Genomic DNA, 24600 nt, shown 5'->3' on the forward strand with positions numbered 1-24600 from the left:
AAATTCGCGACAGTTTGGTAACCGCATGAATAAGGCCATTGAAGATCGATTACACGCTTTAGAGTGTCGACTGGAACGCGTCGAAAGCCAACTGGAGCTGTATCAAGCGCTCAGCACTTATGGGCCCGCGGTCGACAGCTTGTCGCTGGATCTAGCCGCGTCACTTTGGACCCACGACGGAGTCTATGATATCGGCGATGAGCGCTTTGACATGGCCGGGCATGCCGACATCTTAGACACGCTAAACGCCGATTATCACAAAGACTTAGTTGCCAAGGGTTGCGCGCACACCATGAGCCTGCCGCTCATTGCGATAAAAGATCAACAAGCGATTGGTTTAGGATACCACCGCCTATACACCCACGAAGACACAGGCTTTGGTCTGCATCGATTATCGGTAAGCCGCTGGGACTGGGTCAAAGAGTCGGGGCGCTGGGTGGCTACGCGTCGAACCCATCGCCTATTAGACGGATCCCCCGAGGCGCGCGAGTTAATTCGACAAACGCTTGCCGATATGCAATCGCTAAAAGGCTAGGCAACACGTCGAAGCCGGCGTTTTCGGCGAGGGGTCGTGGGTTCTATAGGACGCTCACTGATCAAGCGCTTTTCCAGATACTCCAGAATAAACCCGGTTGTATCACCGATCACAGCCGTGACTCCCTGAGTGCCAAACAGGCGATTAAACTCGATCAGATAAGGGTGCTGACCCACCATCGCCACGTCAAAACCGGCGTGATCAACACCGGTTCGTCTGGCGAAATCCTCCACCAAACGCACCGCTTCAGGAGGTAGTTGCCCAGACATCATCGTGCCGCCTTGCGCTAGATTATTATAAAAGCCTTGCGCGGCTTGTAGGCGCCAGTACCCGCCGACCACCTTCTCGCCGAGTAACACCAAACGCAGGTCGCGGTCGATTGGCAAATACTCCTGTACGTAAATGGTATCGGTTTGATTGTAATACCGAACCCAATCCGCCGAATTTTCGATCAGGAATACGCCTTCACCACGACTGCTTTTCGGGATCTTGGCAACAAAAGGATAATCAAATACCTCCAGCACATCGTTCAGCGCATTATCGGCTTTCGACAAAATTAAGGTATCGGGCGTGTTTGCAGGACAGACCGTCTGAAACACGCGTGTCATCTCGATTTTATTGTGCCCGATGCGGTAACTGGCTTCACTTGGAAATACGCGTGCACCCAGACCGTAGACAAGTGCGTTTAGCTGCCAATAGTCAGGAAACAGCACAAAGTCGGCCGCCTGTATTCGCTCTTTATGGCGCCAATATTGATCCGGTTTTAGGTGGTCATGCGCTGGGAACGACAGTGTGCGTAGCGCATCAAAAGACAGTAGTTTCATCGCCGACAAAACAAAATTAGACAGCGCAGTGTACGTCCAGTCACGCCTTTCGGAACAGTATCCTAGAGCCAAAATAAGTGTGAATTTTGACGCAAGTCAGACACCCAAAAACACCGATTTGGTAGCCTGCAAGGCACGGCTTTACGAGCAAACTGACACATGAGTATCGACCGAGCAGTCATGGCGTTTGCAGGTATTGTGGTACCCGTCAGTCTAACGCTCAGCCAGCTTCACCACGGAGTTGGTTAACCGTATTCGTGGGGGCCAGTATGCTGCAGGCTGCTTTCACGGGCTTTTGCCCCCTGGCGCTCATTCTAAAGAAAATAGGCGTACAACCCGGAGCCGCTTTTCAGTAACACCCGGCTTACTTGCGCCTGCCCGTTCGAAGGCGTAACTTAAAGCTCCACAAGCCTTCTTTGCCTGACACTTTAATGCGCTTCAACTCTAGGGGTCTGGCGTAGGGCAGGGGGTCGATCCCTTCTTTGGTCGTCACCGCAAAGTCGTACCCCGCTTGCTCAGCTAAGCGCACATCCTCGGTATCGTAAATACCAAAGGGATAAGCAAAGCTAGGTATGCTTTGATTGAACTTTTGCTGTAAGACTGTGCGACCTTGAATAACTTCATCCGCTCGCAGCTGCGGCTCAGCTGCCGGTAAATTTGCATGCGTCAGGGTGTGCGCGCCGAGCTCCCATACACCTGACGCCAACATCGTCTCGACTTCTGTATCGGTAAGCTTGGGCTCCTGCATCAACTCGCCAGAATCGTGATGTGCCTTTTTTGCGGTCGACCAATCACGATCGAAGCGGTCCTCGACCAAGTACAGGGTGGCTTTTGCGTTATAACGTGCAAGAATGGGGTGCGCGTACTCCAGGTTATCGCGGTAACCGTCATCAAACGTCAGCACAACCGTCTTGTCGGGCAACGCGTTCTTCAGCTCAGATACGTGCGCAAAGGTCCAGCCGTTCTCCGCGAGGTACGCCACATGGCGTTCAAACTGAGCAGGAGGCACCCGCAGTTTATTAAACTTGGCGCCGCGTCGATGCCCGGACACCATGTGGTACATTAAAATTCGTGGGTGCTTGTAATCAATTGTCCGGCCCCACCAGCGATACTGCGTAGACCAGACGAGCAAGAGTAGCAGGTCTATCAGCACAAAGATCATAACGAGCCCTCGTAGACCTGTAGGGTCATATCTAACATGTTGTGTTTAAGGAATCGCGTATTGGTGGCCGGTACCGTGGGATTTTGCAGTTGTGCTAACACCGACCGCAGCAGGGCCTCTTCGTCTTGTAAAGGAACAGCACCCTCGGGGAAAAGTTCGGCTAAAATCTCAGCGACGCCGCCATGAGCATAACCGACAACGGGGCGCCCCAGACTTAATGCCTCTAAGACCGTGCGCCCAAACGATTCGGGTTGACTCGAGAGTGACAGGACCACATCGGAATGCGCAAACAACTCTCGGATATCATTACGCGCGCCGGTAAAGCAGATGTTCTGGGTCAAATCAAGCTGTGCCACCAAATCCCGTAGTTCTTGCGCGTAGGCTTTGCGCTTAGGATCTTCGCCACCCACGATCAGGCCATACACCGGCAGATGCTGTTGGTGCACCAAACGAGCCATTAGCCGAATGAAATCTGTCTGGCCTTTTAAACGGGTTAAGCGACCCGGCATGGTAATCAGCTGTTTGCCATGGGCCTCTGGAAATTCCTTGCTGAAATGCGCACTCCAATCGGCTGTGGGCGCAAAGTCTGGGTAGTAGGTGGAAGGCTCTATGCCGCGCGGAATTACGACCAATTTCGCAGTATCTACGTCGGGGTAATTAGCCATTACGTAGCCGCGTGCGGCTTGCGATACGGTAACAACGCGCTCGCCCACACACATAATTTTGCTGTACGCGTTCACTGAGTATAAGCCGTGCACGGTTGAGATCAGCCGAGGTCGCGCGTTCGCCGGTAATCCTCGCCAGGCTAAGTACACCACCCACGCGGGCATGCGCGAGCGCACATCGATTACGTCGAAGGCCTGATGCGATAGCCACGTTCGCAAGCGCCAAATATGACGCAAAGTAAGCAGACTTTTTTTGCCCAAATCCCAGGCCACATGCGTCGAGCCCTCGCGTTCTAAGCGCTCGACCATCGAGCCACCTGCCGATAAGACCCAAGAGTCATGGCCCTTGTTAACCAACGCTTGTGCAACTTCGAGCGTGCCCGTCTCGACACCCCCGCCATTCAGAGCAGGCAGTACTTGTAAAACTTTCACGACGCCATAACCATGCGCTTATAACCGCAGATCAACCAAATCTTTCGGCAGGACGTACTTCAAGTCGTAAATGACGCGTTCGGTTTGCAACCAAGTGTTTAACTGCGACTCGTCGAGCTCGTGAAATTGCTCGTGCGCTACCGCTAACAGCAAACCTTGATAAGCATTAGCATCGGGCTCATCGACCAAACGACCATGGCTTAGTTCAGTAGTTTCGATATCCACCCATGGGTCATAGACATCAACCTCGGCACCGTATTGCGCCAGTGCGGCAATAATATCCACCACTCGCGTATTGCGAACATCGCGGCAATTTTCTTTAAAAGTAAAGCCCAGAACCAAAATTCGAGACCCAGCGACGTGCAAGCGTTTGCGCAACATGGCTTTGACCAGCTCATCGGCCACATAGGCACCCATGTTCGAATTAATGCGACGACCCGCCAGAATAACGTCCGGTATGTAACCCACTGCCTGCGCCCGATAAGTTAAATAATAGGGATCAATGCCAATGCAGTGCCCGCCCACTAAGCCGGGTCGAAAGGGTAAAAAGTTCCATTTCGTACCCGCCGCTTCAAGAACTTCTTGAGTATCGATGCCGAGCCGATTGAAGATAATCGCCAACTCGTTCACCAACGCGATATTCAAATCACGCTGGGTATTCTCGATCACTTTTGCGGCTTCGGCTACCCGAATACTGCTCGCCCGATAGGTACCCGCACGAATGACAGACGCGTATAGCTGATCAACAAAATCGGCGATTTCCGGTGTCGAACCCGAGGTGACTTTGACAATGTCAGGTAACTGTCGCTGCTTATCACCGGGGTTGATACGTTCGGGGCTATAACCCACCCAAAAATCCTGATTAAAGGTAAGGCCTGAATACTGTTCAAGTACTGGGACACAATCGTCCTCGGTAGCACCGGGATAAACCGTTGACTCATAGATCACGATCGCACCCTTGGGCATGTACTTGCCAACCGTTTCAGAGGCGGCAACTAAAGGGCTCAAATCCGGCTGTTTATCGGCGTTTATCGGGGTTGGGACCGTTATGATAAACACTTGGCAAAGCCTCAGTTGCTCGGGATCAGCACTCAATGACAGCTGCGACGCCGACGCCAAAGCCTCGGCACTGGTTTCGCCGGTAACATCATGGCCTTCGGTTAACTGGGCAATCCGTTTGGGGTCGACATCAAAACCCACAACGGGCTGCTTAGTTCCAAAAGCAACCGCCAAGGGCAAGCCCACATAACCTAGGCCAATAACCCCTATTTGAACAGATTCAAGCGCCGGCAACGTCACGCAAACATCCTCGATAACAAACTGCGCCTAGTGTAACACGCTGTATCCCGAGGTCGCGCCTAATCATTTTAGGGCACTCGCTCGCACCAGCTTTGTGCCAACGGCATCGCTATGGTGCAAGGCGCACGGCAGAACACTTCGAGAAAATCCCTATATTTTTATGAAAAACAACAGCTTACAATTTACATGCTGTTTGGCATGGAAAATGCAATGCGGTATACAGCGCTTAACCAAGGAGCCAATCGTGGAACTTTTGCTGTTTAAAACATTGTGGGGACACACCAGTACTCCGAGCAGTGGCGGCGATCTTGCCGTGACTGCTGGCTTTGACGGCATTGAAGCACCAGCCGTTGGCCCACACGGACATTTGGCCGAGTTGGAATACACCCTAGACGCGAATGGGCTCGAGTGGATTCAAGAAATTTGCACGGCCGGAAGTTACGTGCCGGAACGACACGCGACGGTACGAGAGCACCTAAAGGATCTGGAAGCCCAAATTCGACTGGGTGCTGCAATACAACCGCGTTTTATTAACGTCATGGGTGGTTGCGATGCGTGGCGGATTTCGCAAAGTGTCGCATTTTTCAAAGACGCCCTAGAACTCGGTGAAAAATACGGGGTGCAACTGAGCTTCGAGACACACCGAGGACGCAGCATGTACTGCCCGTGGAATACGGTAGACATATTAGAGCAAGTCCCGGAAATGCGTATTACCTGCGATTTTAGTCATTGGGTGGTCGTCGCAGAACGTTTGATGGACAGCGAGTGGGATGCCATTACTTTAGCGGCGGAACACGCTCACCACATCCACAGCCGTGTTGGCTACGATCAAGGTCCCCAAGTACCACACCCGGGTGCGCCAGAATACGCCGAATGCCTTGCCAGTCACCAGCGCTGCTGGGAGGCAATATGGCAAGCACAGGTCCGCAGAGGCTATTCCCAGACGACCATGACCCCCGAATTTGGACCCGATGGCTATTTACATCACTTGCCGTTTACCAACGCACCCATTGCCGACTTATGGGACCTCAATCGCTGGATTGGGGCAACAGAAAAAGAGCACTTTGCTCAGGTCATGAATTCATAGGAGGTTAAAGTGGCCAAAGTGACTTTACGCGACCCTCAAGGCTGGTACTACACCGCTGGCGCTCTTGCTTACATCTGCGTGATGTACGCGCTGGGATGGTGGTCTGTTTTTCAGGACAACATAGCCCTCAATAGTCTTGGTGTGATTGCTCTCGCACACAGCATGGTTATTGCGTCGTACTTATTGCACGACTGTGGGCACAACGCTGTCTTCGTGAACGCCGAGCACAACACCAAACTTGGGTATTTTTTGAATGCCATTGCTGGCAGCAACTATGGCCGCTATGAAGATATCCGCTATAAGCACATGCGTCATCATGTCGACAATTGCGACCCCGTTAGCTTCGATTACCGGACCTTTTTGCGCGCCCATCCACTGTTAGAGCGCATCGTCTTTGCACTTGAATGGGCCTACATTCCAGCGGTCGAATTCATGATGCACGGCATGTTGATCTTGGCGCCCTGGGTGTTCCCATCTAAAGCCGCACAAAAGGCTCGCGTATTACGAGTGGTGCTCGTGCGGGGTGCTCTTTTGATCGGAGTGGGGATCCTAAGCTTCAAGGCTCTACTGCTGTACGCTCTCAGCCAAATCCTATTGCTGACCGTCTTGCGTTTCATGGATTGCTACCAGCATAACTACGAGGTCGTCTTTAACTTAGACGACAAAGATGCCAAGTTCCCTCATCGAGGTGACGCCCAATTTGAACAAGCCAATACCTACACCAACTTAATCAGTCATCGGTGGCCCATACTAAACGCCTTGGTATTAAATTTTTGCTATCACAATGCGCACCACGAAAAGCCCATTCTCGGGTGGCATCGACTACCGGCCCTATATCGCGAGATGGGCGAAAGCCCGGCTCAAACGCTCACATTTTGGGATCAGTGCCGCTGTTTTCATAAGCATCGATTAGGGCGAATTTACGCCGAAGAATACGGCAACGACGAGGTGCAGCAGTCCGTACAGCAGGGGCGCGCTGTTGGGGTCAACGCGCTGAGCTTCTTGACAGCATTCTAGCGAGACAGCCATGACAACAGCCACCGAAAAATCCAAACCACCGCGTTTCGGCAACGCCGTGCTTATGGGTCGCCTAAGCACCTTCGGACTCGGGTTGTTGGGTTGGCTCTTCTTTCTGGGCGCCTGGTATTGGGCCGCAGAAGCGGATATTGCGCCGGACCGCCTATTTCCGGGACCGGACACAGTGATCGCAAGCCTTTATGAACTGCTGGTCGAAAAGAATTTTGCCGCTGATATTTGGGCAAGCACGAAACGCATTCTAACCAGCTTTGCGATTGCCATTGCGATTGCGCTTCCTCTGGGGCTGCTGATGGGCGCACTCAAGGTTGTGGATCGAGTGCTCAGCCCGCTTGCAGGCGCGTTTCGTTACCTCCCCGCTCCCGCTTTTATTCCCCTGTTACTGATGTGGCTAGGCACCGGCGAAGCGCAAAAAATTGCGCTGCTGGTGATTGGGGTTATTTTTTTCTTGATCATCATGATTGCAGATACGACGCGGCAGGTGCCCAAGGTATTCCTCGAGACCGCGAAAACACTGGGGCTTCCAAATTACAAAATTCTGTGGTCTGTAATCTTTCGTTATTCATTACCCGCCTACATCGACCTATTCCGCCAAATGCTCGCCGTCAGCTGGACGTATTTGGTGATCGCCGAAATCGTTGCGGCGACTGATGGGATCGGCGCCATGATGATGCGCGCAAAACGGTTTGTGCACGTCGACGACATCATGGCCGGCATTTTAGTGATTGGCATTTTGGGACTGTTATTCGATGCCTTATTTAGGCTCCTGCATCGGCTGGCTTTTCCTTATCTCCACCAACGATGACATCGTAAACTCGAAAGGAGTAGTTGTATGAAATATCTGTTAAGCGTATTAGGCCTTATGGTGGCACTGACCGGCATGCCGGCAACAGCGTCCGAACCCGTTAAGTTGTCCCTTTTTTCTTGGCCAGGCTACGGATTTTGGTTTATCGCCAAAGAAAAGGGGCTCACCGAAGGGTTAGAACTCGACATCAGCATTATTGAAGATCCCTATCAAAGTTTTGGTCTCATGACGGCCGGTGCCTTGCATGCGACTTCCAGTACGGCCGAATACGGGCCCATTGCAGCGGATAAAGACGTCGGCATTAAACTTGTGACTTACACCAACCCATCGTACGGCACCGATAAAATCATCTTGGCCCCAGGTATTACCGCAGCCGAGCAGCTAAAAGGTGAAACGGTGGCCGTGCTCGAAGGCGGTCTCACTCAAATCTTCATGGCCGAGTGGTTAACCGATAACGGCGTCGACATCTCGGAAGTGAACTTCACCAACCTAATCATGGACGATGCCGTAGGTGCGATGGTTGGAGGCACGGCGGCGGCAGCTGAATTCTGGGAGCCCTTTGGTTCGCAAGTGCTTGAGGCCATGCCGGAAGCGACGGTCGCGGCTGATTCGACTCAGGAAAAGTACATCACCACTGCCCTTCTAGGTGACGCCTTATATATGGCAACCGAATTCTTGGAGTCTCGACCTGAGGATGCAGCAAAGCTGACGCGCGCCTACTTTAATGCAGTGGATTTCTGGAAAGCCAACCCGACCGAGGGCAATAAAATCATTGCCAAAGGCCTCAATTTTAATGTCGCCGACGTCGAGCAAGTATTGGGTAAGGACGGCGAAATTCTCAAGGGTGGTATTTTTGTCTTTGACCGTAAACAAGCGGCCATCTTCATGGGGCTAAAGCCGGGCACATTACCTCTGAACATCGCTAGCGATGGCATGAAGGCACACTGGGACATCACCACCGATTGGTGGCTCAAATTCGGCTTTATCGATAAGCGTATGCCAATGGAAGCGGGCGTCGATACCACCCCCTTGGCAAAGGCCTTGTAATGACGACGGTAACCTCTAAGCCCGAGATCTCTGTGTCCGGGCTTTACGTTGATTCGGTGCACAAGCAATTTAGACTGCGAGACGGTACCGAGTTCACGGCGCTTAAGAATATCTCGCTGAATTTAGAAGACAACCAAATCGGCGTTTTGCTGGGGCCTTCGGGCTGCGGCAAGTCGACGCTTTTGCGCATGATTGCCGGGCTTGAGTCGATCGAGGAGGGTACAATACGTTTGAACGGGCGCGTCATTCGCGGCGCTGGGGCGGATCGAGCTATGGTGTTTCAGTCCTACAGTTCGTTCCCATGGTTGAGTGTTCGCGACAACGTAGCCTTCGGCTTAAAGGGTCGAGGCGAGGCTCTGAGCTTGCGCGAAGGGGTCGTAGATTACTATATCGATGCGGTAAAACTTACAGCCTTCGCGAATGCTTACCCCCACCAGTTAAGTGGTGGTATGCAACAGCGAGTCGCCATAGCAAGAACCTTAGCGAGCAACCCCGAGTTACTGTTAATGGACGAACCCTTTGGCGCGCTCGACCCAGAAACTCGCTGGCAAATGCAGGCCTTGCTGCTCGATATTGTCCGCAAAGAAAAAACAACGGTTTTGATGGTGTCGCACGATATCGAAGAAGCGCTGTACTTGGGTGACGTGATATTTTTTATGGGCACGAAGCCCGGGCGTGTTTGCGATGTGATAAGGCCCAACATTGAACGTAACGGTCAAGACAGAGACGCCCTACTAGAGCTTGATCGGTACCGTGAATTAGAACGTGAAATTCGCGCGAAGATGCGTTCACAAGCGCTGGAGCTGGTGGCTTAGACCGCCTTTAACATCTCTTCTAAGCGAGCGACAACGCTCGCCTTGTGCGTTGCCAAATCCAGAATATCGGGGTTAAACAACCAGCTCTGCGTCAGACCCATGAGATAGGCGTACATCGACACGGCGGCCACATCTGCAGGCGTTGCGAAGGTCGTTGAGCCTGAACTTTCGCGATACGCAACGACCAGCTTCTTAAAGTTAGCAACCAGCGATTGCGTCAGCGCGCGTTCACGCTCAATAGTCGAGGCCATTTCCTCGGTAAACTCTGTTTTGTTCAAGAAAATTTCGAACGACTGGCGGAAGTAATGGTCACTAATTAATAAGCCAAGCCACTCGTCGGCAAAGGAGCGCGCGGTAGCAATTGGGTCGTTTAGATCAAGGTCGGATACCACTAAGGCCTCTAGCGGCCGTTGTGAATACGCCAGAATTGCTTCAAACAACTCTTGCTTGTTCGCAAAGTGCCAATAAATAGGACCGCGACTGCAGCCTGCCTCTTCAGCGATAGCACGAAAGGTTGTGCCACTGTAGCCACGGGTCGAAAACAAACGAAGCGCCGCATCGATCACGCTTTGACGTGTTTTTGCGGCGTCTTCTTTGGTTCTTCGCATCAGTGGGCTCCACGTAAAACGCTAGTGTAACTGCGTGTCACCAAGCCCACAAACGCTAGCCAAACAATCGCAGGTAACGATCGAGCTCCCACTGCGATACCGTGTTGTGATAACTCTCCCATTCCGCGCGCTTAAATTGTGTAAATGAGTTAAACATAGCGTCACCAAACACTTTAGGCGCTAGCTCATCCGCGGCAAAGGACTCGATAGCTTCCGATAAATTTTTTGGCAAACATTCAATCCCCGCCGCGGTAATATCGGCATCACTGTAGTTGTACATGTTTTCGCGATGCGGCTCGCCTGGATCAATTTGTTCGCGAATACCCTCCAGACCCGCAGCCAGCATTAGCGCGGCGCCGAGATAAGGGTTGCAGGCAATGTCTGGCGCTCGGCACTCGACGCGCCCACCCGCACTGGGTATACGCAACATATTGGTTCGGTTGTTGTTGCCGTAACAGCAAAATACTGGAGCCCAGGTTGAACCGGACATACTGCCCTGACGCACCAAGCGTTTATAGGAGTTAACCGTTGGGGCGACAACTGCCGAAATGGCTTTAGCGTGACGCAGTACACCACCAATAAAGTAGTAGGCTAACTCTGACACTCCCGCATCGTAGCGATCGGTAACAGCACTTGGCTCAAACAAATTTTTCCCGGTATTAATATCCGCTAACGACATATTGTAGTGGGCGCCACTGCCGGTGCGATTGGCAAAAGGCTTGGGCATAAAGCTCGCAAAGGCGCCGTGCTTGCGCGAAATTTCATTGGCGAGCATTCGAAAGAAAATCAAGCGATCAGACATTGTGAGTGCATTGCTATAGCCAAAGTCGATTTCAAATTGGCCGTTGGCATCTTCATGGTCAAACGAATAAACACCCCAGCCTAAATCGGTCATGGCCTGAACTAACTCATCAATAATGGGTAAGTTATCCATCATGATGGGCACGTCGTAGCAGGGCTTTCCCATACTGTCGCGATCCGAGTAGGGTACGGGCTTACCCTGATCGTCGGGGCGCAACACAAAAAATTCCGTCTCAATACCTAAGTTAAAGATGAACCCCATGTCCGCAGCTTCAGCCAACTGCCGCTTTAAAATATTACGGGAACAGGCTTCAAAGGGGGTGCCATTTAAGTGCAAGTCGCTCGGGAACCAGGCCAGCTCTTTGTTCCAAGGACAAATCATCATCCCAGCGCCATCTGGCATAGCGGCCACTTCATCATCTGAAATATCTTGTGGCACACCGTCTAGAGCGGCCCCGGTAAATAGCTCAGACCCTTTAAACATTTGTCCAAAGTGGTTTAAGGGAACAAACTTACCTTTACTTGCGCCGTGCACATCGACATAGCTTGCAATACCGTATTTTACCGACTCCGCTTCGCAGATTTTTTTCACTTCGCTGACATCCATTGTTGAGCTCCTTAAATGGGAATAAAACTTGCTTGGTCTATCTCATCCAAGAAACATGCCAAGTTGTATATTTAAGTTAAAAAGCCACGGGCCAAGGAGAATATGTTATGAAATCAACCAGTTGGCACGAAAACACCTTTGATCTTGGCGACTTTGAACTTGTCTCTGGTCAGATTTTAAAAAGCGCCAAACTGCGTTACTTCCAAATTGGTGCACTCAACGCACCAAAAAATAACTTAGTGATTCTGCCGACCTATTACGGGGGTACCGCTAAAGGCGTCATGCCATGGGTAGACCAACAAAGTTCGCCGCTAGACCCGAATCGTTATTGCATCGTCATTCCCTGCTTGTTTGGCGCGGGTCAATCGAGCTCGCCGTCCTGTGCACATCCGACACAAACTGGTGCCAACTTCCCGTTGATTGATATCGCCGACAATGTGCATGCCCAAGGGCAACTAGTGGAACGCGTGTTTGACAATGCCGAGATTTGTTTAGTCTTGGGGTGGTCCATGGGCGGGCTACAGGCCTTGCACTGGGCGGCACTGTACCCAGAGCGGATCAGGAGCGCGGTTGCAGTCTGTGCCACGGCAAAATGTTACCCTCATAACCAGTTGTTTTTAGACAGCGTCACAACCGCCTTGGCAAGCGACCCTGTTTTTGCCGATGGACACTACAGCCAAGTACCCCACGCGGGCCTGATAGCGTTTGCTCGCATCTATCTTACCTGGGCTTATAGCCAGGCATTTTTCCGAGATAGCCTGTATCACGCGCTCGGGTTTGACTCGATACAAGATCTACAATCGTTTTGGGAGCAAGACCACCTGCAACAAGACGCCAATGATCTCGTTGCGGTCGCAAAAACCTGGCGCAGCGCCAATGTCTTTCGCTATCTGGGGGACGAGCCTGCCTTGAAAGTGCCTACCATCATGCTGCCGAGCCGAACCGATCTCTACTTTACTGAAGCCGATGCGCGCAGTGACGCGCAGAGTCTAGGTGCTGAGTTTCAGGTCATCGACAGTGACTTTGGCCACATAGCCGGTGGACCCGGGCGCCTAGAATCTGAAACTCAACAGGTTTTCAGAGCCGTGCGCGATGCTCTGTGTCTGTGACTGGCTGTAGCGATTTATGCATACTGGCTCTATAAGTTTTGGCCGCATGTCGGATAAGTTACGCGTTTTACTGTGCGTGAGTTTGAACCAATGAATACGATGCTCTCTGCAACGACTGCCGCCAACGACGATATTATCGCGACCGACAAAGCGACCGTATGGCACCACCTGACCCAACACCAACAATGGGAAGAGAAAGACCCCATCGTCATATCAAAGGGTGTTGGCATGCGGGTAACCGACGTCAAGGGCAAGTCTTACCTCGACGCAACCTCAGGCGGCGTATGGTGTGTCAACTTAGGTTTTGGCCGTGAGCGTATCGCTGATGCGGTGCGCCAACAACTGATCGACCTCTGCTATTTTGCAGGTAGCTACGCCACTGAACCAGGCGCCGAGTTCGCGCAGAAACTGCTCTCAAAAATGCCAGGACTTGGACGTGTTTATTTCTCAAGCTCGGGTTCTGAAGCGAACGAAAAAGGCTACAAAATGGTTCGCCAACTCGCGCACATGAACGGCGACGGCACCAAGCATAAAATTATTTACCGCGACCGGGATTACCACGGCACGACAATTGGTGCGTTAAGCTCAACTGGGCACGAACAGCGTGTGGCTCAGTACGGTCCTTTTGCCCCAGGCTTTTCCTCGTTCTCGCACTGTTTGTGCTACCGCTGCCCTTTCGGCAAAACCTATGGCTCATGCAACATCGAGTGCGCACGCGATCTCGAAACAGCGATCCTTCGTGAAGGCCCTGATTCAGTCGGTGCCGTGGTACTCGAACCTATCACGGCGGGCGGTGGTGTTATCCCCCCACCACCTGAATACTTCCCAATCATCCAGGAAATTTGCCAGCGCTATGGCGTTCTTATCCATATCGACGAAGTGGTCTGCGGCTTGGGCCGAACAGGCGAATGGTTTGGCTATCAGCACTACGATGTAAAGCCCGATATCGTCACCATGGCAAAAGGTGTCGCCAGTGGTTACGCTGCTATTTCATGCACCGTCACCACCGAGGCCTTGTTTAACGAATTTAAACGCGCCGACGGCAATCCCTTAAACTACTTCCGCGACATCAGCACCTTCGGTGGTTGCACATCGGGCCCAGTGGCAGGTATTGAAACACTCGCGATTTTGGAAGAAGAAAACCTCATTCAAAACACGCGTGATATGGGCGACTACCTGATGGACCAGCTGTATGCCCTACAAGAAAAACACGCGGTCATCGGTGATGTGCGCGGCAAAGGGCTATTCGTGGGCATCGAATTGGTCACCGATCGCGCCACAAAAACACCTGCGTCAGAAGCTCAAACGGGGCAAGTCGCTGGACACTGCCTAGAGCATGGTGTGATGATAGGCCGCACCAATCGCAGCTTCAGCGACCTGAATAACACTCTATACTTAAGCCCAGCTCTCATCACGACCAAAACTGAGCTCGACGAAATTGTGAGCGCGATTGATGCTGGGTTGAGTGCGGTATTCAAACAATAAGGGACTGTGTTGTCTGTTCTTAAAAAAGTCAGTCAGTTTTACCCCGGTACGGCGGCGGTCGCTTTAATCGCGATCGCCAGCCAGTTTCTAGCCACTAACTACGGCGCTCCGGTTCTCGTGTTTGCCCTGCTATTGGGCATGGCGATGAACTTTCTGTATCGACAAGAGCACACTAAAGCGGGCGTTGACCTGTGCGCGACACAAGTTTTAAGAGCGGGCGTCGCAATGTTGGGCGCAGGTATTGCAGTTAGCGATATCGCTGCCATTGGCTTTGCTGGCGTGGGTGTGCTGATCGGCGGCATGTTCTTCACGATCGCGATTGGACCGGTACTTGCACGAATGCTCGGTCTCAAACGCGACATGGGCCTGCTGTCCGGCGGCGCAGTTGCTATTTGCGGCGTGTCCGCCGCTCTTACACTCTCTTCCGTGATGCCCAAAAACGAAGAGCAGTCGAAGTTCACTCTGCTGACCGTCATCATGGTGACCACCATCGGTGCCATCGCGATGGTAACCTACCCCATAGCCGTTCAAGTTTTAGAACTAACACCCCAGCAAGCGGGTTACTTTTTGGGTGGCGCTATCCACGACGTATCGCACGTTGCCGGTGCTGGCTTTGCTTTATCTGAAGCGATTGGCGTAGAAGCCATGACTGTGAAGATGGTTCGAGTCGCTATGCTCATTCCTATCGCGTGGTGTTTCTTGCTGTTATTTAATCGCGAAGGTGGTAGCGGTCAATCGCTCAAACCGCCTGGCTTTTTGTTGATGTTCATCGCGTTAGCAACCATCAACAGCTTTGGGTTCATTCCTGCGGCTTGGTCAAGCGCGCTCACGAGCTTATCTAAGTTAAGTTTTCTGTTGGCGATTGTCGCACTCGGCATCAAGACCGAGCTCAGTGGCCTTATCAGTCATGGCTGGCGCCCTGTCGCGCTAGTGTTACTACAAAGTGTGTTCCTAGGTGCAACGATGTTACTCTGGGCCGTATTCGCTATGTAAAACAACAAGAGGGGACTTGCACCAATGGCAAAAATCAGTACCAAACAAAGCGTAGAACATTTTTTACTCAGCGGCCTGCTACTGATGTTGTCCCCCGCCAGCGCTTTGGCCAGCATCGACCAAGCGATTAACGAGGCCGTAGCGCCAGCGACGGCTTTTATCTCCAGTATTATTTTTTACTCTGTAGCGCTCGGTGGCGCCAAGGTGCCATTAGTGGTTGTCTGGCTTTTAGTCGCTGCTGTTTTCTTCACCGTTTACTTCCGCTTTTTAAACTTCTCGGGCTTTAAACACGCTATTGATATCGTACGAGGCCTTAACCATAACCCCAAAGCACCGGGCGAGGTGACTCACTTTCAGGCGCTCACCACGGCAGTATCGGGTACCGTTGGTATTGGTAACATCGGTGGCGTTGCCGTGGCCATTAGCATGGGTGGCCCCGGCGCCACTTTTTGGCTCATTGTTGCCGGCCTACTGGGCATGTCGACCAAATTTATTGAATGCACGTTGGGCACGATTTACCGTAAACACAATCCCGATGGCTCCGTTTCAGGCGGCCCAATGTACTACCTTGAACAAGGCTTCCTAGAAAAAGGTCTACCCAATTTAGGCAAGTTTTTGGGTAAATTCTATGCGCTGGGCATCGTCATTGGCTGCCTAGGTATCGGCAACATGTTCCAAGCTAACCAAGCCTACCTCCAGTTTGTCACCGTCACCGGCGGCGACAGTAGCTTCTTCGCCGGAAAAGGATGGCTGGTGGGTCTGGTCATGGCGATTATTGTTGGCTTGGTGATCATTGGCGGCATTAAAAGTATCGCGCGTGTTACCAGTAAACTCGTGCCCTTCATGGCGGTGTTTTACTCCGTTAGCGCCCTAATTATTATTTTAATGAATGCTGAAGCGCTGCCTTTCGCGTTCAATGCCATTATCGAGGGCGCCTTCAGCCCCGAGGGCGTCGCCGGCGGCATGTTGGGGGTTATTGTTATTGGCGTACAACGTGCTGTATTTTCCAACGAGGCCGGTATCGGTTCAGCGCCTATCGCGCATTCTGCGGTGCAGACGAAAGAGCCCATTACCCAGGGTTACGTCTCGATGCTAGAACCCTTTATCGACACTGTCGTTATTTGCACCTTAACGGCGCTCGTCATTGTGACCACGTTTTACTATGACCCCAGCTTCAACGCCGGTCTTGATGGCATTGGTATGACCTCGGCAGCATTCGAACGCAACATTGGCTGGTCACCGCTGCTCATCGCCTTTGCTGGTATGTTGTTCGCCTTTTCAACGCTGATTGCCTGGGCCTATTACGGTTTAAAGGGCTTTACCTATTTAATGGGCGAGCATGCCTGGGCGTCCAACCTATTCAAACTGGTATTTTGCTTCTTTATCGTCGTTGGCTGCAGTATTCCACTGACGGCGGTACTGGATTTTTCAGATGCACTGGTCTTCTTGATTTGTGTACCCAATATCATTGGACTGTATGTTCTAGCACCTGTCGCCAAGCAAGCGCTACAAGCCTATAATCAAAAGGTACGTAACCAAGCTTAAGTGTCCCCTGAGGGGGCCTCAACAAGGTAGCAAGCGCATGAGTAGCGAATTACTGCTGCAGTTGGACCCCGATTCCAAAGACAGTTTACAAACACAGATTGTAGCCAAACTGTCTTTGGCGATTGCCAAAGGTACTATTCCGCTGAATTCACCCATGCCTTCGTCTCGACATTTGGCGACGCAGCTAGGTGTCGGTCGCAATACCGTAATGCTAGCCTACCAGCGCCTTTTGGATGACGGTCTCATTGTGACCCACCCCCGCCGCGGCTACTTTGTAAACCCAGACGTCGAGCGCACTCGCATTCTCGAACGCTACCAGGATATAGAACCCAGTCACCACATTGACTGGAACACCCGCTTGGCCGAAAAGCCCTCGCAGTGGCAAGCCTTGCGCAAACCCAAAGATTGGCAGCTCGCACCTTACCCCTTTGTGTATGGGCAAATGAGTGCCGATTTGTTCCCGATTCAACCTTGGCGTGAGTGCGCGCGGGATGCAGTCTCGGTGCGAGCGATCAAATCTTGGGCGGTCGATCGCATCGATCACGACGAACCACTGTTACTCGAGCAAATTCGTACCCGCTTGCTGCCCAAACGTGGCATTTTTGTCGAAGACCAGGCCATTATGTTAACGGTCGGCGCTCAGCACGCGCTTTACATGATTGCTGAGCTGTTGTGGCGTAAGGCATCAGTGTCCGTGGGTATCGAGAATCCCGGGTATTCCGATCTACGCCGTTTGATCGAGCGCCTAGGTGCGCAAGCAAAACCGCTGGCTGTCGATTCGGATGGACTCATCACTGACGCACAGCTTATTGACTGCGACTACGTATGCGTTACCCCAAGCCACCAATCGCCCACCACCGTCACGCTACCACACGCGCGGCGGCAAGAGCTGCTGCACAGTGCGTCACAGCATGACTTTGTGGTTATTGAGGACGATTACGAGAGTGAATTTAACTTTCACACCCGACCAGAACCCGCGCTCAAAAGTATGGATACTGAGGGGCGAGTCATTTACGTGGGTAGCGTCTCTAAAACCTTAGCGCCTGGATTGCGTATGGGCTATATCGTAGCCAGCCCCGAGCTCATCGAAGAGCTTCGCGGCCTACGTCGCCTCATGCTCCGACACCCAGCGGCGAATAACCAACTCTCGGTGGCCTTGTTCTTGGCGCGAGGTTACCACGACGCCTTAGTGAGCAAGTTATTCAAGATTTATCAGAAACGCCGAGCGTTGCTCGTGACCTGTTTAGAGCAAGAGCTGCCCGAACTTCAAATTCAAGCATCACTGGGTGGCTCGGCTCTTTGGATTAAAGCTCCCGACTCAATCGACACCGAACAGCTAGCGCTAAAAGCCAAAGAGCTGGGGGTGATCGTCGAACCCGGTGCCATTCATTTTGCAGAACCCAATCCGCCCAAAAACTTTTTGCGGATGGGCTTTTCCGCCATTGGTGAAGGTTCAATAGCCGAGGGCGTCATCGCCCTTCGCCGAGCCTACCGAAGCCTGTAAACATCTGGCGCAGAGCAAACTCAGCATCTGGCTCTATTAAATCCCGACAAAAAACCCTAGCATTGCGTCTCTTTCATAAATCTAAGGTGAGCAAGCTATGCCTCGTATGACCCCCAGTGAAGCCTTTGTCGAAACACTCGTCGCCCAAGGCGTCAAAAAGATTTTCGGTATTATGGGTTCAGCCTTCATGGATGCCATGGACATTTTCGCCCCTGCCGGTATCGAGTTAATCCCCGTCGTGCACGAGCAAGGCGCTGCGCACATGGCTGATGGATACTCGCGCGCAAGCGGACGCCACGGGGTTGTCATTGGCCAAAACGGCCCCGGTATTTCAAACTGTGTGACCGGTATTGCCGCGGCGTACTGGGCGCATTCACCGGTGGTGATGATCACGCCAGAGGCGGGCACCATGACCATGGGCTTCGGCGGCTTCCAAGAGTGCCACCAGCTGCCAATGTTCCAAGAATTCACCAAGTACCAAGGCCACGTAAATAACCCCAACCGTATCGCCGAATATACATCTCGCTGCTTTGATCGCGCCTTGTCAGAGATTGGCCCCACACAGCTCAATATTCCGCGCGATTACTTTTACGGCGATATCAATGTCGAAATTCCACAGCCTATGCGTCTGGACCGTGGCCCGGGTGGCGACCAGAGCCTCAATGAAGCCGTAGAACTGCTAAAAACTGCTGAGTTCCCCGTGATTGTATCGGGTGGTGGTGTGGTGATGTCCGACGGTGTTGAGGAAGTCAAAGCGATTGCAGAGTTCCTGGGCGCACCGGTTGTCAACAGCTACCAGCACAATGACTCATTCCCTGCGAGCCACCCGCTGTGGTGTGGCCCACTGGGTTACCAAGGTTCGAAAGCCGGCATGAAGCTCATTTCCAGAGCCGATGTTGTGTTGGTGATTGGCTCGCGTCTTGGCCCCTTTGGCACCCTGCCTCAGCACGGCCTAGACTACTGGCCCAAAGAAGCCAAAATCATTCAAATCGACGCCGACCACAAGATGCTGGGTTTGGTTAAGAAAATTTCTGTCGGTATTTGCGGTGACGCCAAAGCAGCCTCTGTTGCTCTGACCCAGCGCCTGCAGGGTCAAACATTGGCGTGTCACGCCAATAAAGACACTCGCGCAGCCGAAATCGCAGCTGAAAAAGCCGCGTGGGAACAAGAGCTAGACGAATGGACGCACGAGCGCGATCCTTACAGCTTAGACGTTATTGCCGAAGCGGAAGCCGAGGAAGGCAACTGGTTGCACCCCCGCCAAGTACTGCGCGAACTCGAAAAAGCCATGCCCGCAGATGTCATGGTCTCTACCGATATCGGTAATATCAACTCCGTGGCACACAGCTACCTGCGTTTTGAGCGCCCACGCAGCTTCTTCGCGCCGATGAGCTTTGGTAACTGCGGTTACGCGCTACCGACGATCATTGGCGCCAAAGCCGCCTCGCCTGAGCGTCCTGCAGTCGCCTACGCCGGAGACGGTGCCTGGGGCATGAGCATGTCTGAAATCATGACTGCTGTGCGTCACGATATCCCTGTCACCGCTGTGGTATTCCACAACCGCGATTGGGGTGCCGAGAAGAAAAACCAAGTCGAGTTCTACAACCGTCGCTTTGTCGCAGCGGAACTGGTCAGCGAATCATGGGCTGGTATTGCACAGGCTATGGGTGCAGAAGGTGAGCGTGTTGACAGCCTAGACGAAGTGGGTCCCGCACTGCAACGCGCCATCGATCGCCAGATGAACGAAGGCAAAACCACCGTCATTGAAGTGATGTGTACACGCGAGTTAGGCGACCCTTTCCGCCGCGATGCCCTGTCAAAACCTGTACGTTACCTAGAAAAATACAAAGACTACGTATAAGGCCTTTAAAGCCCCGCACTCGCGGGGCTTTGCTTTAACGGCAGCGCGTTGCCAAACTCAATTCTTGCAAATAAGAGGTTAGCTTGTGACTGATACCGAAGAAAAAATTCGCGTGTTCCGTGGCCTGAAAGGCGTCTATTTCGATCGTTCACCAACCACGCACATCGACGGCCGCAAAGGCGAACTCCGCTATTGGGGCTATTCCATTCACGATCTGGCAACACACTCGACGTTTGAAGAAACTGCGTATTTGTTACTACACGGCGAGCTACCCAGCAGCGCGCAGCTTCGTGCCTTTGATCAAGCCTTGAGAAACGCGCGGTCACTGCCGCCAGCCATTATTGAAATTATTCGAACCGTGGTCGACGGCCACCCAATGGATGTGTTGCGCACCGCGGTCTCCGCGCTCGCCGCATTTGACCCACACACTAGCGACAACTCAAGCGAGGCCGTGATGCAAAAGACCCTGCGTCTGACCTCGCAGGTGCCCATGATCGTTGCAGCACACCACCGGATTCGCCAAGGTTTGGCGCCCATTGAGGCCGACGCCTCGCTCGGGCACGCCGCGCACTTTTTATACCAACTGTCAGGCGAGATCCCAAGTGAGGACGCCGCGCGACTGATGGATCTTGATTTTATTTTGCACGCCGAGCACGGATCCAACGCCTCGTCATTTACTGCCCGTGTAGTCACGGGTACTGACGCCAACTTGCATGCGTCAATCACTGCAGCAATAGCGGCCTTGTCGGGTCCGGCGCATGGCGGTGCAGCAGAAGACGTAATGCATATGGCCCGAGAAATTGGCGACCCAGCCAACGCCGCAGAGTACGTCAAACGCAAGCGAGCCAATAAAGAAGCGATTATGGGTTTTGGTCACCGCGTATACCGCGCGGAAGATCCACGAGCGCGCCACTTGCGCGATGGCGTCGAGCGCCTTTCGATTGAAAAAGGCGAGCCCCACTGGAACGATATTCTGAAGGCCCTGGTCGAAGCCATGAAGCCCTACTCGCGACTAGGCGTCAACGTTAACGTCGACTTCTACTCGGGCGTAATTTATCACTTAAATGGTATCCCCGAAGATTTGTTTGTGCCCATTTTCGCCATTGGTCGCGTGCCCGGCTGGAGTCTTCAGATCATGCAACAAATGGAAAACAACATCCTCATTCGCCCGCTTCTCGAGTACAACGGTCCCGATTTACGCGAGTATGTTCCGCTAGAGCAACGATAAACGATTCGTCATGAGTGAACTCGACCGTCAACGCGTTATTTTTGCCGAGGGTGAAGAGCCACGAATCATCGCCGCCGCGACACAGCTGCGCCACGAGCACGGGATCGAATGCCTTCTCGTTGGCGAGACGAACATCATTCGTGACGTCGCAATCAGCCAAGGCTTGACCGTGGATGGCCTAAAGTTCGTCTCGCCATCAGACCCACTGCTGTTAGACCAGTGTGCCGAGCACGTGCAAGGGCTACGCCAGTTCAAGTCGATCAGCATGGCCGAACGTCTGGTGAAGAAGCCTCTACCTTTCGCAGCGGCTATGGTGGCTATCGGTGAGGCTGACCTCATGGTAGGTGGCGCAACCAGCCCCACCAAACGCGTTATTGAGGCCGCGGCCATGTGCATGGGCTACGCCAAGGAAGACGGTCTGGCGTCGAGTTACTTTGTCATAGAGATTCCAAATCGTGCGCAGCGGATGTTGTTTGCCGATTGCGCCGTTAACGTTGACCCCAGCGCCGAGCACCTCGCATCCATTGCTGTCACAACGGCACAACAGGCTACAGCCCTACTGGCAGAGCCACCACGTGTTGCCATGTTGTCGTTTTCAACGCAGGGTAGTGCTAGCCATGCCAGTATCGACAAGGTCAAACATGCATTAGAACTTGCCCGCGCTATGGACCCAAGCCTCTTGATTGACGGCGAAATGCAAGTGGATACGGCGCTATCAGAGCGCGTCGCCGCCACCAAATGGCAAGGAGAATCGGCCGTCGCCGGACGCGCCAATGTACTGATATTTCCTTCGCTCGAGGCGGGGAATATCGGCTACAAACTCGTTCAGCAGTTCACCGGAGCACGAGCCATCGGACCGATGCTTCAAGGCTTTAAGCACCCAGTGGCAGATCTGTCGCGCGGCGCAACGACCGATGAAATCGTAGAAGTAACGCGTCTGGCGCTGCAGTCTTCAGCGTCGGGCTAGTCAGTACCCTAAACCAGCCTCAGCACAACGTCGGCGCAGCTCTTTGACAGCGCTATTCCGAAGCCAAGTACGCTCGCCAATCCCCAAACTTACTGACATCCTGAGCGCTGGCATCAACGCAGCCGGCGGCTGCAATAAAACCCCTCACTTCGCGGCCATCCGCTAAGCTCACGGTGCCCAAACCCAGCGGCGCGGGAATGCCCTGCAAAAAAGAACCCACCGTCTCAATTGGCAAACGCCAAAGCTCGGCGCCAATGGAGGAGCCATTTTCCAAATCACCGACCAGCGCCGGACGTTTTACGCCCCCACCCGGAAGCGCAAACAAGCGATAGGTCGGCGCCGTTCTAACCACCTCTAACAAGTATCCACCCCGCTCTCGCAATTGGGGGTTTAAGGGCAAACCCTCCATGTGCGCCCCGCAGACCAACAGATCGAAATAGCGACTGTCTACAACCGGTTTATCGCGAGCCTCAGTGACTGTGCCGACAGTCAAGCGCCGAGCGTGAGTTTTGCGCCATATTGGTGCGCGAGGTTATGGTAACGACATCGCCTGCGTCAGCTCAAATGAGAGGCACAAAAAAGGGGCCTTAGGCCCCTTTAGCAAGGATTTTGTGTTACCACCAAGTAGCGTACAAGGCGGCCAAAATTAGAGTCACCGCCAGTGCAGAAATGTTAAACCCTGTTGTCGTCGCAAATTGGATTTCATCCAAATGAATGGCGCCTTCTTGCTCACGATTCTGCAACATCGACACGACAACGGCCAAGCCGGTGGCGATCAAGAAAACGAGGCCTACGCGGTCAATGAACGGCAATTCCGGCCACAACATTTTGAAAGCAAAAGACAAGACAACCGAGCCAATTGCAGCCGCTAAAGCGCCCGCAGCCGTGGTTTTCTTCCAGAACATACCCAACAAGAAAATCACCACGATACCGGGCGTAAAGAAGCCCGTAAATTCTTGGATGTACTGGAAGGCCTGATCAAATTTACCCAACAGAGGTTCCGCCGCGATCATCGCCAAGATCATGGCAATAACCGCTACCGTTCGACCGACAAAGACGGGGTCTCCTTGCTTGTCTGCCGGACGAATTGAGGGCATTAAATCCATCGTAAACAGCGTCGATATGCTGTTCGTCATAGACGCCAAAGAAGAGACGATAGCTGCCAGCAAAGCCGCAAACACTAGGCCTTTAAGACCAGAAGGTAGCAGTGTCATTGCCTGAGGATAAGCCTGATCAGGCGAGCTCAGGTTACTGTCTAGCGCGAACAAGGCGATACCGGGCAAGACCACAATCACAGGCATAAGCAGTTTCAAGAAGGCGGCAAACGCGATACCTTTTTGCGCTTCCTGAACACTTTTCGCCGCCAGTGCGCGCTGGATGATGTATTGGTTAAAGCCCCAATACGAGATATTCATAATCCACATTCCACCGACCAGAACCGACAGACCTGGCAGGGCCATATAGTGCTCATTGTCAGGAGTGAATATCATATCGAATTTTTCGGGCGCCACACGGGTCAACTCGACAAATCCAGCAACCACACCTTCGCCACCAGACACTTTATCCAGCATCAAGGCCACGATGATAAGACCACCCAACACCAACAACACAACCTGAATGATGTCAGTAAAAGCGACCGCCTTTAGGCCGCCATACAAAGAATAGGCTAACGCGAAGACACCCAGAACGATCAAGGCGGTTTGCACCGGCACACCAGCGACCGTATTTAAAGCCAACGAACCCAACCACAACACGGCAGTTAAGTTCACAAACACGTACACCGCCAACCAGAAAATAGCTAAGACAATGCGCACTCGATGGTCATAGCGCTGCTCCAAGAACTGAGGCATGGTGTAAATGCCGTGCTTCAAGAAAATAGGCAGTAAAAATTTACCCACCAAGATCAAGGTGATTGCGGCCATCCATTCGTACGAGGCGATCGCCAACCCCATGGCGTAACCCGAGCCCGACATACCAATGATTTGCTCCGCCGAAATATTGGCAGCGATCAAGGATGCACCGATAGCCCACCACGGCAGGGACTTCCCCGCTAAGAAGTAATCTTTGGCGTCTTTGTGGTGACCCGCTTCCTCGCGCGACACCCACTGAGCAAGCACAAACAAGCCCAGTGCGTACGCCACAACAATCGAAATATCCAGTGTAGATAACATAGCGTTTCCTTATTT

23 protein-coding genes are annotated in these 24600 nt (G+C 52.8%); 15 read left to right on the forward strand and 8 right to left on the reverse strand.

Annotated elements, in window-relative coordinates:
• Positions 1-25: 25 nt before the first annotated feature.
• Positions 26-535 carry a nuclear transport factor 2 family protein gene (locus tag EYZ66_RS13785; RefSeq protein WP_009574359.1) on the forward strand — a complete coding sequence of 170 codons (510 nt, stop codon included), beginning with the start codon at positions 26-28 and terminating at the stop codon, positions 533-535.
• Here the strand turns inward: EYZ66_RS13785 and EYZ66_RS13790 are convergent.
• Complete coding sequence (locus tag EYZ66_RS13790) at positions 532-1359, reverse strand: ATP-grasp domain-containing protein (protein ID WP_040815704.1); 828 nt, start codon at positions 1357-1359, stop codon at positions 532-534. The genes EYZ66_RS13785 and EYZ66_RS13790 overlap by 4 nt on opposite strands.
• Before the next feature lie 257 nt (positions 1360-1616).
• Here EYZ66_RS13790 and EYZ66_RS14320 point away from each other — a divergent pair, with 257 nt between their 5' ends.
• Positions 1617-1715 carry a hypothetical protein gene (locus EYZ66_RS14320; RefSeq protein ID WP_235714587.1) on the forward strand — a complete coding sequence of 33 codons (99 nt, stop codon included), beginning with the start codon at positions 1617-1619 and terminating at the stop codon, positions 1713-1715.
• 8 nt (positions 1716-1723) lie between these two features.
• Here the strand turns inward: EYZ66_RS14320 and EYZ66_RS13800 are convergent, their stop codons facing one another.
• The 3 genes from EYZ66_RS13800 to tviB are packed head-to-tail and all read right to left on the reverse strand — an operon-like array spanning position 1724 to position 4917.
• A complete protein-coding gene (locus EYZ66_RS13800) occupies positions 1724-2521 on the reverse strand; it encodes a polysaccharide deacetylase family protein (protein ID WP_040815692.1) in 798 nt (265 codons plus the stop codon).
• A complete protein-coding gene (locus EYZ66_RS13805) occupies positions 2518-3618 on the reverse strand; it encodes a glycosyltransferase family 4 protein (RefSeq protein WP_160195708.1) in 1101 nt (366 codons plus the stop codon). Before EYZ66_RS13805 ends, EYZ66_RS13800 begins: the two co-directional genes overlap by 4 nt.
• 18 nt (positions 3619-3636) lie before the next feature.
• On the reverse strand, positions 3637-4917 hold the full coding sequence (tviB, locus tag EYZ66_RS13810) for a Vi polysaccharide biosynthesis UDP-N-acetylglucosamine C-6 dehydrogenase TviB (RefSeq protein ID WP_009574363.1): 1281 nt from the start codon (positions 4915-4917) through the stop codon (positions 3637-3639).
• Positions 4918-5161: 244 nt separating this feature from the next.
• Between tviB and EYZ66_RS13815 the strand changes: the two genes are divergently transcribed.
• Genes EYZ66_RS13815 through EYZ66_RS13835 form a run of 5 tightly spaced genes read left to right on the forward strand, consistent with a single transcriptional unit; the run spans position 5162 to position 9706 of the window.
• Positions 5162-6004 (forward strand): sugar phosphate isomerase/epimerase family protein, encoded by an 843-nt coding sequence (locus EYZ66_RS13815; protein WP_009574364.1) that lies wholly within the window; start codon positions 5162-5164, stop codon positions 6002-6004.
• A 9-nt stretch (positions 6005-6013) separates the two neighbouring features.
• Positions 6014-7021, forward strand: a complete 1008-nt coding sequence (locus EYZ66_RS13820; RefSeq protein ID WP_009574365.1) for a fatty acid desaturase family protein — start codon at positions 6014-6016, stop codon at positions 7019-7021.
• A 10-nt stretch (positions 7022-7031) separates the two neighbouring features.
• Positions 7032-7844, forward strand: a complete 813-nt coding sequence (locus tag EYZ66_RS13825; protein WP_009574366.1) for an ABC transporter permease — start codon at positions 7032-7034, stop codon at positions 7842-7844.
• A 27-nt stretch (positions 7845-7871) separates the two neighbouring features.
• Positions 7872-8891 carry an ABC transporter substrate-binding protein gene (locus EYZ66_RS13830; RefSeq protein ID WP_009574367.1) on the forward strand — a complete coding sequence of 340 codons (1020 nt, stop codon included), beginning with the start codon at positions 7872-7874 and terminating at the stop codon, positions 8889-8891.
• Entirely contained in the window at positions 8891-9706 is an 816-nt protein-coding gene (locus EYZ66_RS13835) for an ABC transporter ATP-binding protein (RefSeq protein ID WP_009574368.1), read from the forward strand. The genes EYZ66_RS13830 and EYZ66_RS13835 overlap by 1 nt, the downstream gene beginning before the upstream one ends.
• On the opposite strand, the gene EYZ66_RS13840 is transcribed toward EYZ66_RS13835, so the two are convergent.
• Both EYZ66_RS13840 and glnT read right to left on the reverse strand, forming a co-directional pair.
• Entirely contained in the window at positions 9703-10314 is a 612-nt protein-coding gene (locus tag EYZ66_RS13840; RefSeq protein WP_009574369.1) for a TetR family transcriptional regulator, read from the reverse strand. The genes EYZ66_RS13835 and EYZ66_RS13840 overlap by 4 nt on opposite strands.
• Before the next feature lie 55 nt (positions 10315-10369).
• Positions 10370-11722 carry a type III glutamate--ammonia ligase gene (glnT, locus tag EYZ66_RS13845; protein ID WP_009574370.1) on the reverse strand — a complete coding sequence of 451 codons (1353 nt, stop codon included), beginning with the start codon at positions 11720-11722 and terminating at the stop codon, positions 10370-10372.
• Positions 11723-11829: 107 nt separating this feature from the next.
• Between glnT and EYZ66_RS13850 the strand changes: the two genes are divergently transcribed.
• From EYZ66_RS13850 to EYZ66_RS13885, 8 genes are all read left to right on the forward strand, one after another.
• Positions 11830-12831, forward strand: coding sequence for an alpha/beta fold hydrolase (locus tag EYZ66_RS13850; RefSeq protein ID WP_009574371.1), 1002 nt, complete (start codon positions 11830-11832; stop codon positions 12829-12831).
• A 90-nt stretch (positions 12832-12921) separates the two neighbouring features.
• A complete protein-coding gene (locus EYZ66_RS13855) occupies positions 12922-14316 on the forward strand; it encodes an aminotransferase family protein (RefSeq protein ID WP_040815709.1) in 1395 nt (464 codons plus the stop codon).
• Positions 14317-14325: 9 nt separating this feature from the next.
• Positions 14326-15309, forward strand: a complete 984-nt coding sequence (locus EYZ66_RS13860) for a YeiH family protein (protein WP_050793341.1) — start codon at positions 14326-14328, stop codon at positions 15307-15309.
• A 24-nt stretch (positions 15310-15333) separates the two neighbouring features.
• Positions 15334-16854, forward strand: a complete 1521-nt coding sequence (locus tag EYZ66_RS13865) for an alanine/glycine:cation symporter family protein (RefSeq protein ID WP_009574374.1) — start codon at positions 15334-15336, stop codon at positions 16852-16854.
• 37 nt (positions 16855-16891) lie between these two features.
• Complete coding sequence (gene pdxR, locus EYZ66_RS13870; protein WP_009574375.1) at positions 16892-18358, forward strand: MocR-like pyridoxine biosynthesis transcription factor PdxR; 1467 nt, start codon at positions 16892-16894, stop codon at positions 18356-18358.
• A 97-nt stretch (positions 18359-18455) separates the two neighbouring features.
• A complete protein-coding gene (gene xsc / locus EYZ66_RS13875) occupies positions 18456-20219 on the forward strand; it encodes a sulfoacetaldehyde acetyltransferase (protein ID WP_009574376.1) in 1764 nt (587 codons plus the stop codon).
• Positions 20220-20304: 85 nt separating this feature from the next.
• Positions 20305-21447 carry a citrate/2-methylcitrate synthase gene (locus tag EYZ66_RS13880; RefSeq protein WP_009574377.1) on the forward strand — a complete coding sequence of 381 codons (1143 nt, stop codon included), beginning with the start codon at positions 20305-20307 and terminating at the stop codon, positions 21445-21447.
• Between the two features lie 10 nt (positions 21448-21457).
• Positions 21458-22414 (forward strand): phosphate acyltransferase, encoded by a 957-nt coding sequence (locus tag EYZ66_RS13885; RefSeq protein WP_009574378.1) that lies wholly within the window; start codon positions 21458-21460, stop codon positions 22412-22414.
• Positions 22415-22466: 52 nt separating this feature from the next.
• Here the strand turns inward: EYZ66_RS13885 and EYZ66_RS13890 are convergent, their stop codons facing one another.
• A complete protein-coding gene (locus tag EYZ66_RS13890; protein ID WP_040815696.1) occupies positions 22467-22907 on the reverse strand; it encodes an allophanate hydrolase-related protein in 441 nt (146 codons plus the stop codon).
• Between the two features lie 121 nt (positions 22908-23028).
• Positions 23029-24585 (reverse strand): sodium/sugar symporter, encoded by a 1557-nt coding sequence (locus EYZ66_RS13895; protein ID WP_009574381.1) that lies wholly within the window; start codon positions 24583-24585, stop codon positions 23029-23031.
• Between the last annotated feature and the right edge of the window lie 15 nt (positions 24586-24600).

Source organism: Aequoribacter fuscus, assembly GCF_009910365.1.
GTDB lineage: Bacteria > Pseudomonadota > Gammaproteobacteria > Pseudomonadales > Halieaceae > Aequoribacter > Aequoribacter fuscus.

What these genes read in the sequence shown, in the direction of transcription:
- pdxR (WP_009574375.1), top strand. Translation starts at nt 16,892, where the DNA reads ATGAGTAGCGAATTACTGCTGCAGTTGGACCCCGATTCCAAAGACAGT.
- EYZ66_RS13825 (WP_009574366.1), top strand. Translation starts at nt 7,032, where the DNA reads ATGACAACAGCCACCGAAAAATCCAAACCACCGCGTTTCGGCAACGCC.
- EYZ66_RS13790 (WP_040815704.1), bottom strand. Translation starts at nt 1,359, where the DNA reads ATGAAACTACTGTCTTTTGATGCGCTACGCACACTGTCGTTCCCAGCG.
- EYZ66_RS13865 (WP_009574374.1), top strand. Translation starts at nt 15,334, where the DNA reads ATGGCAAAAATCAGTACCAAACAAAGCGTAGAACATTTTTTACTCAGC.
- xsc (WP_009574376.1), top strand. Translation starts at nt 18,456, where the DNA reads ATGCCTCGTATGACCCCCAGTGAAGCCTTTGTCGAAACACTCGTCGCC.
- EYZ66_RS13855 (WP_040815709.1), top strand. Translation starts at nt 12,922, where the DNA reads ATGAATACGATGCTCTCTGCAACGACTGCCGCCAACGACGATATTATC.
- EYZ66_RS13895 (WP_009574381.1), bottom strand. Translation starts at nt 24,585, where the DNA reads ATGTTATCTACACTGGATATTTCGATTGTTGTGGCGTACGCACTGGGC.
- EYZ66_RS13785 (WP_009574359.1), top strand. Translation starts at nt 26, where the DNA reads ATGAATAAGGCCATTGAAGATCGATTACACGCTTTAGAGTGTCGACTG.
- glnT (WP_009574370.1), bottom strand. Translation starts at nt 11,722, where the DNA reads ATGGATGTCAGCGAAGTGAAAAAAATCTGCGAAGCGGAGTCGGTAAAA.
- EYZ66_RS13830 (WP_009574367.1), top strand. Translation starts at nt 7,872, where the DNA reads ATGAAATATCTGTTAAGCGTATTAGGCCTTATGGTGGCACTGACCGGC.
- EYZ66_RS13840 (WP_009574369.1), bottom strand. Translation starts at nt 10,314, where the DNA reads ATGCGAAGAACCAAAGAAGACGCCGCAAAAACACGTCAAAGCGTGATC.
- EYZ66_RS13885 (WP_009574378.1), top strand. Translation starts at nt 21,458, where the DNA reads ATGAGTGAACTCGACCGTCAACGCGTTATTTTTGCCGAGGGTGAAGAG.
- EYZ66_RS13835 (WP_009574368.1), top strand. Translation starts at nt 8,891, where the DNA reads ATGACGACGGTAACCTCTAAGCCCGAGATCTCTGTGTCCGGGCTTTAC.
- EYZ66_RS13800 (WP_040815692.1), bottom strand. Translation starts at nt 2,521, where the DNA reads ATGATCTTTGTGCTGATAGACCTGCTACTCTTGCTCGTCTGGTCTACG.
- EYZ66_RS13850 (WP_009574371.1), top strand. Translation starts at nt 11,830, where the DNA reads ATGAAATCAACCAGTTGGCACGAAAACACCTTTGATCTTGGCGACTTT.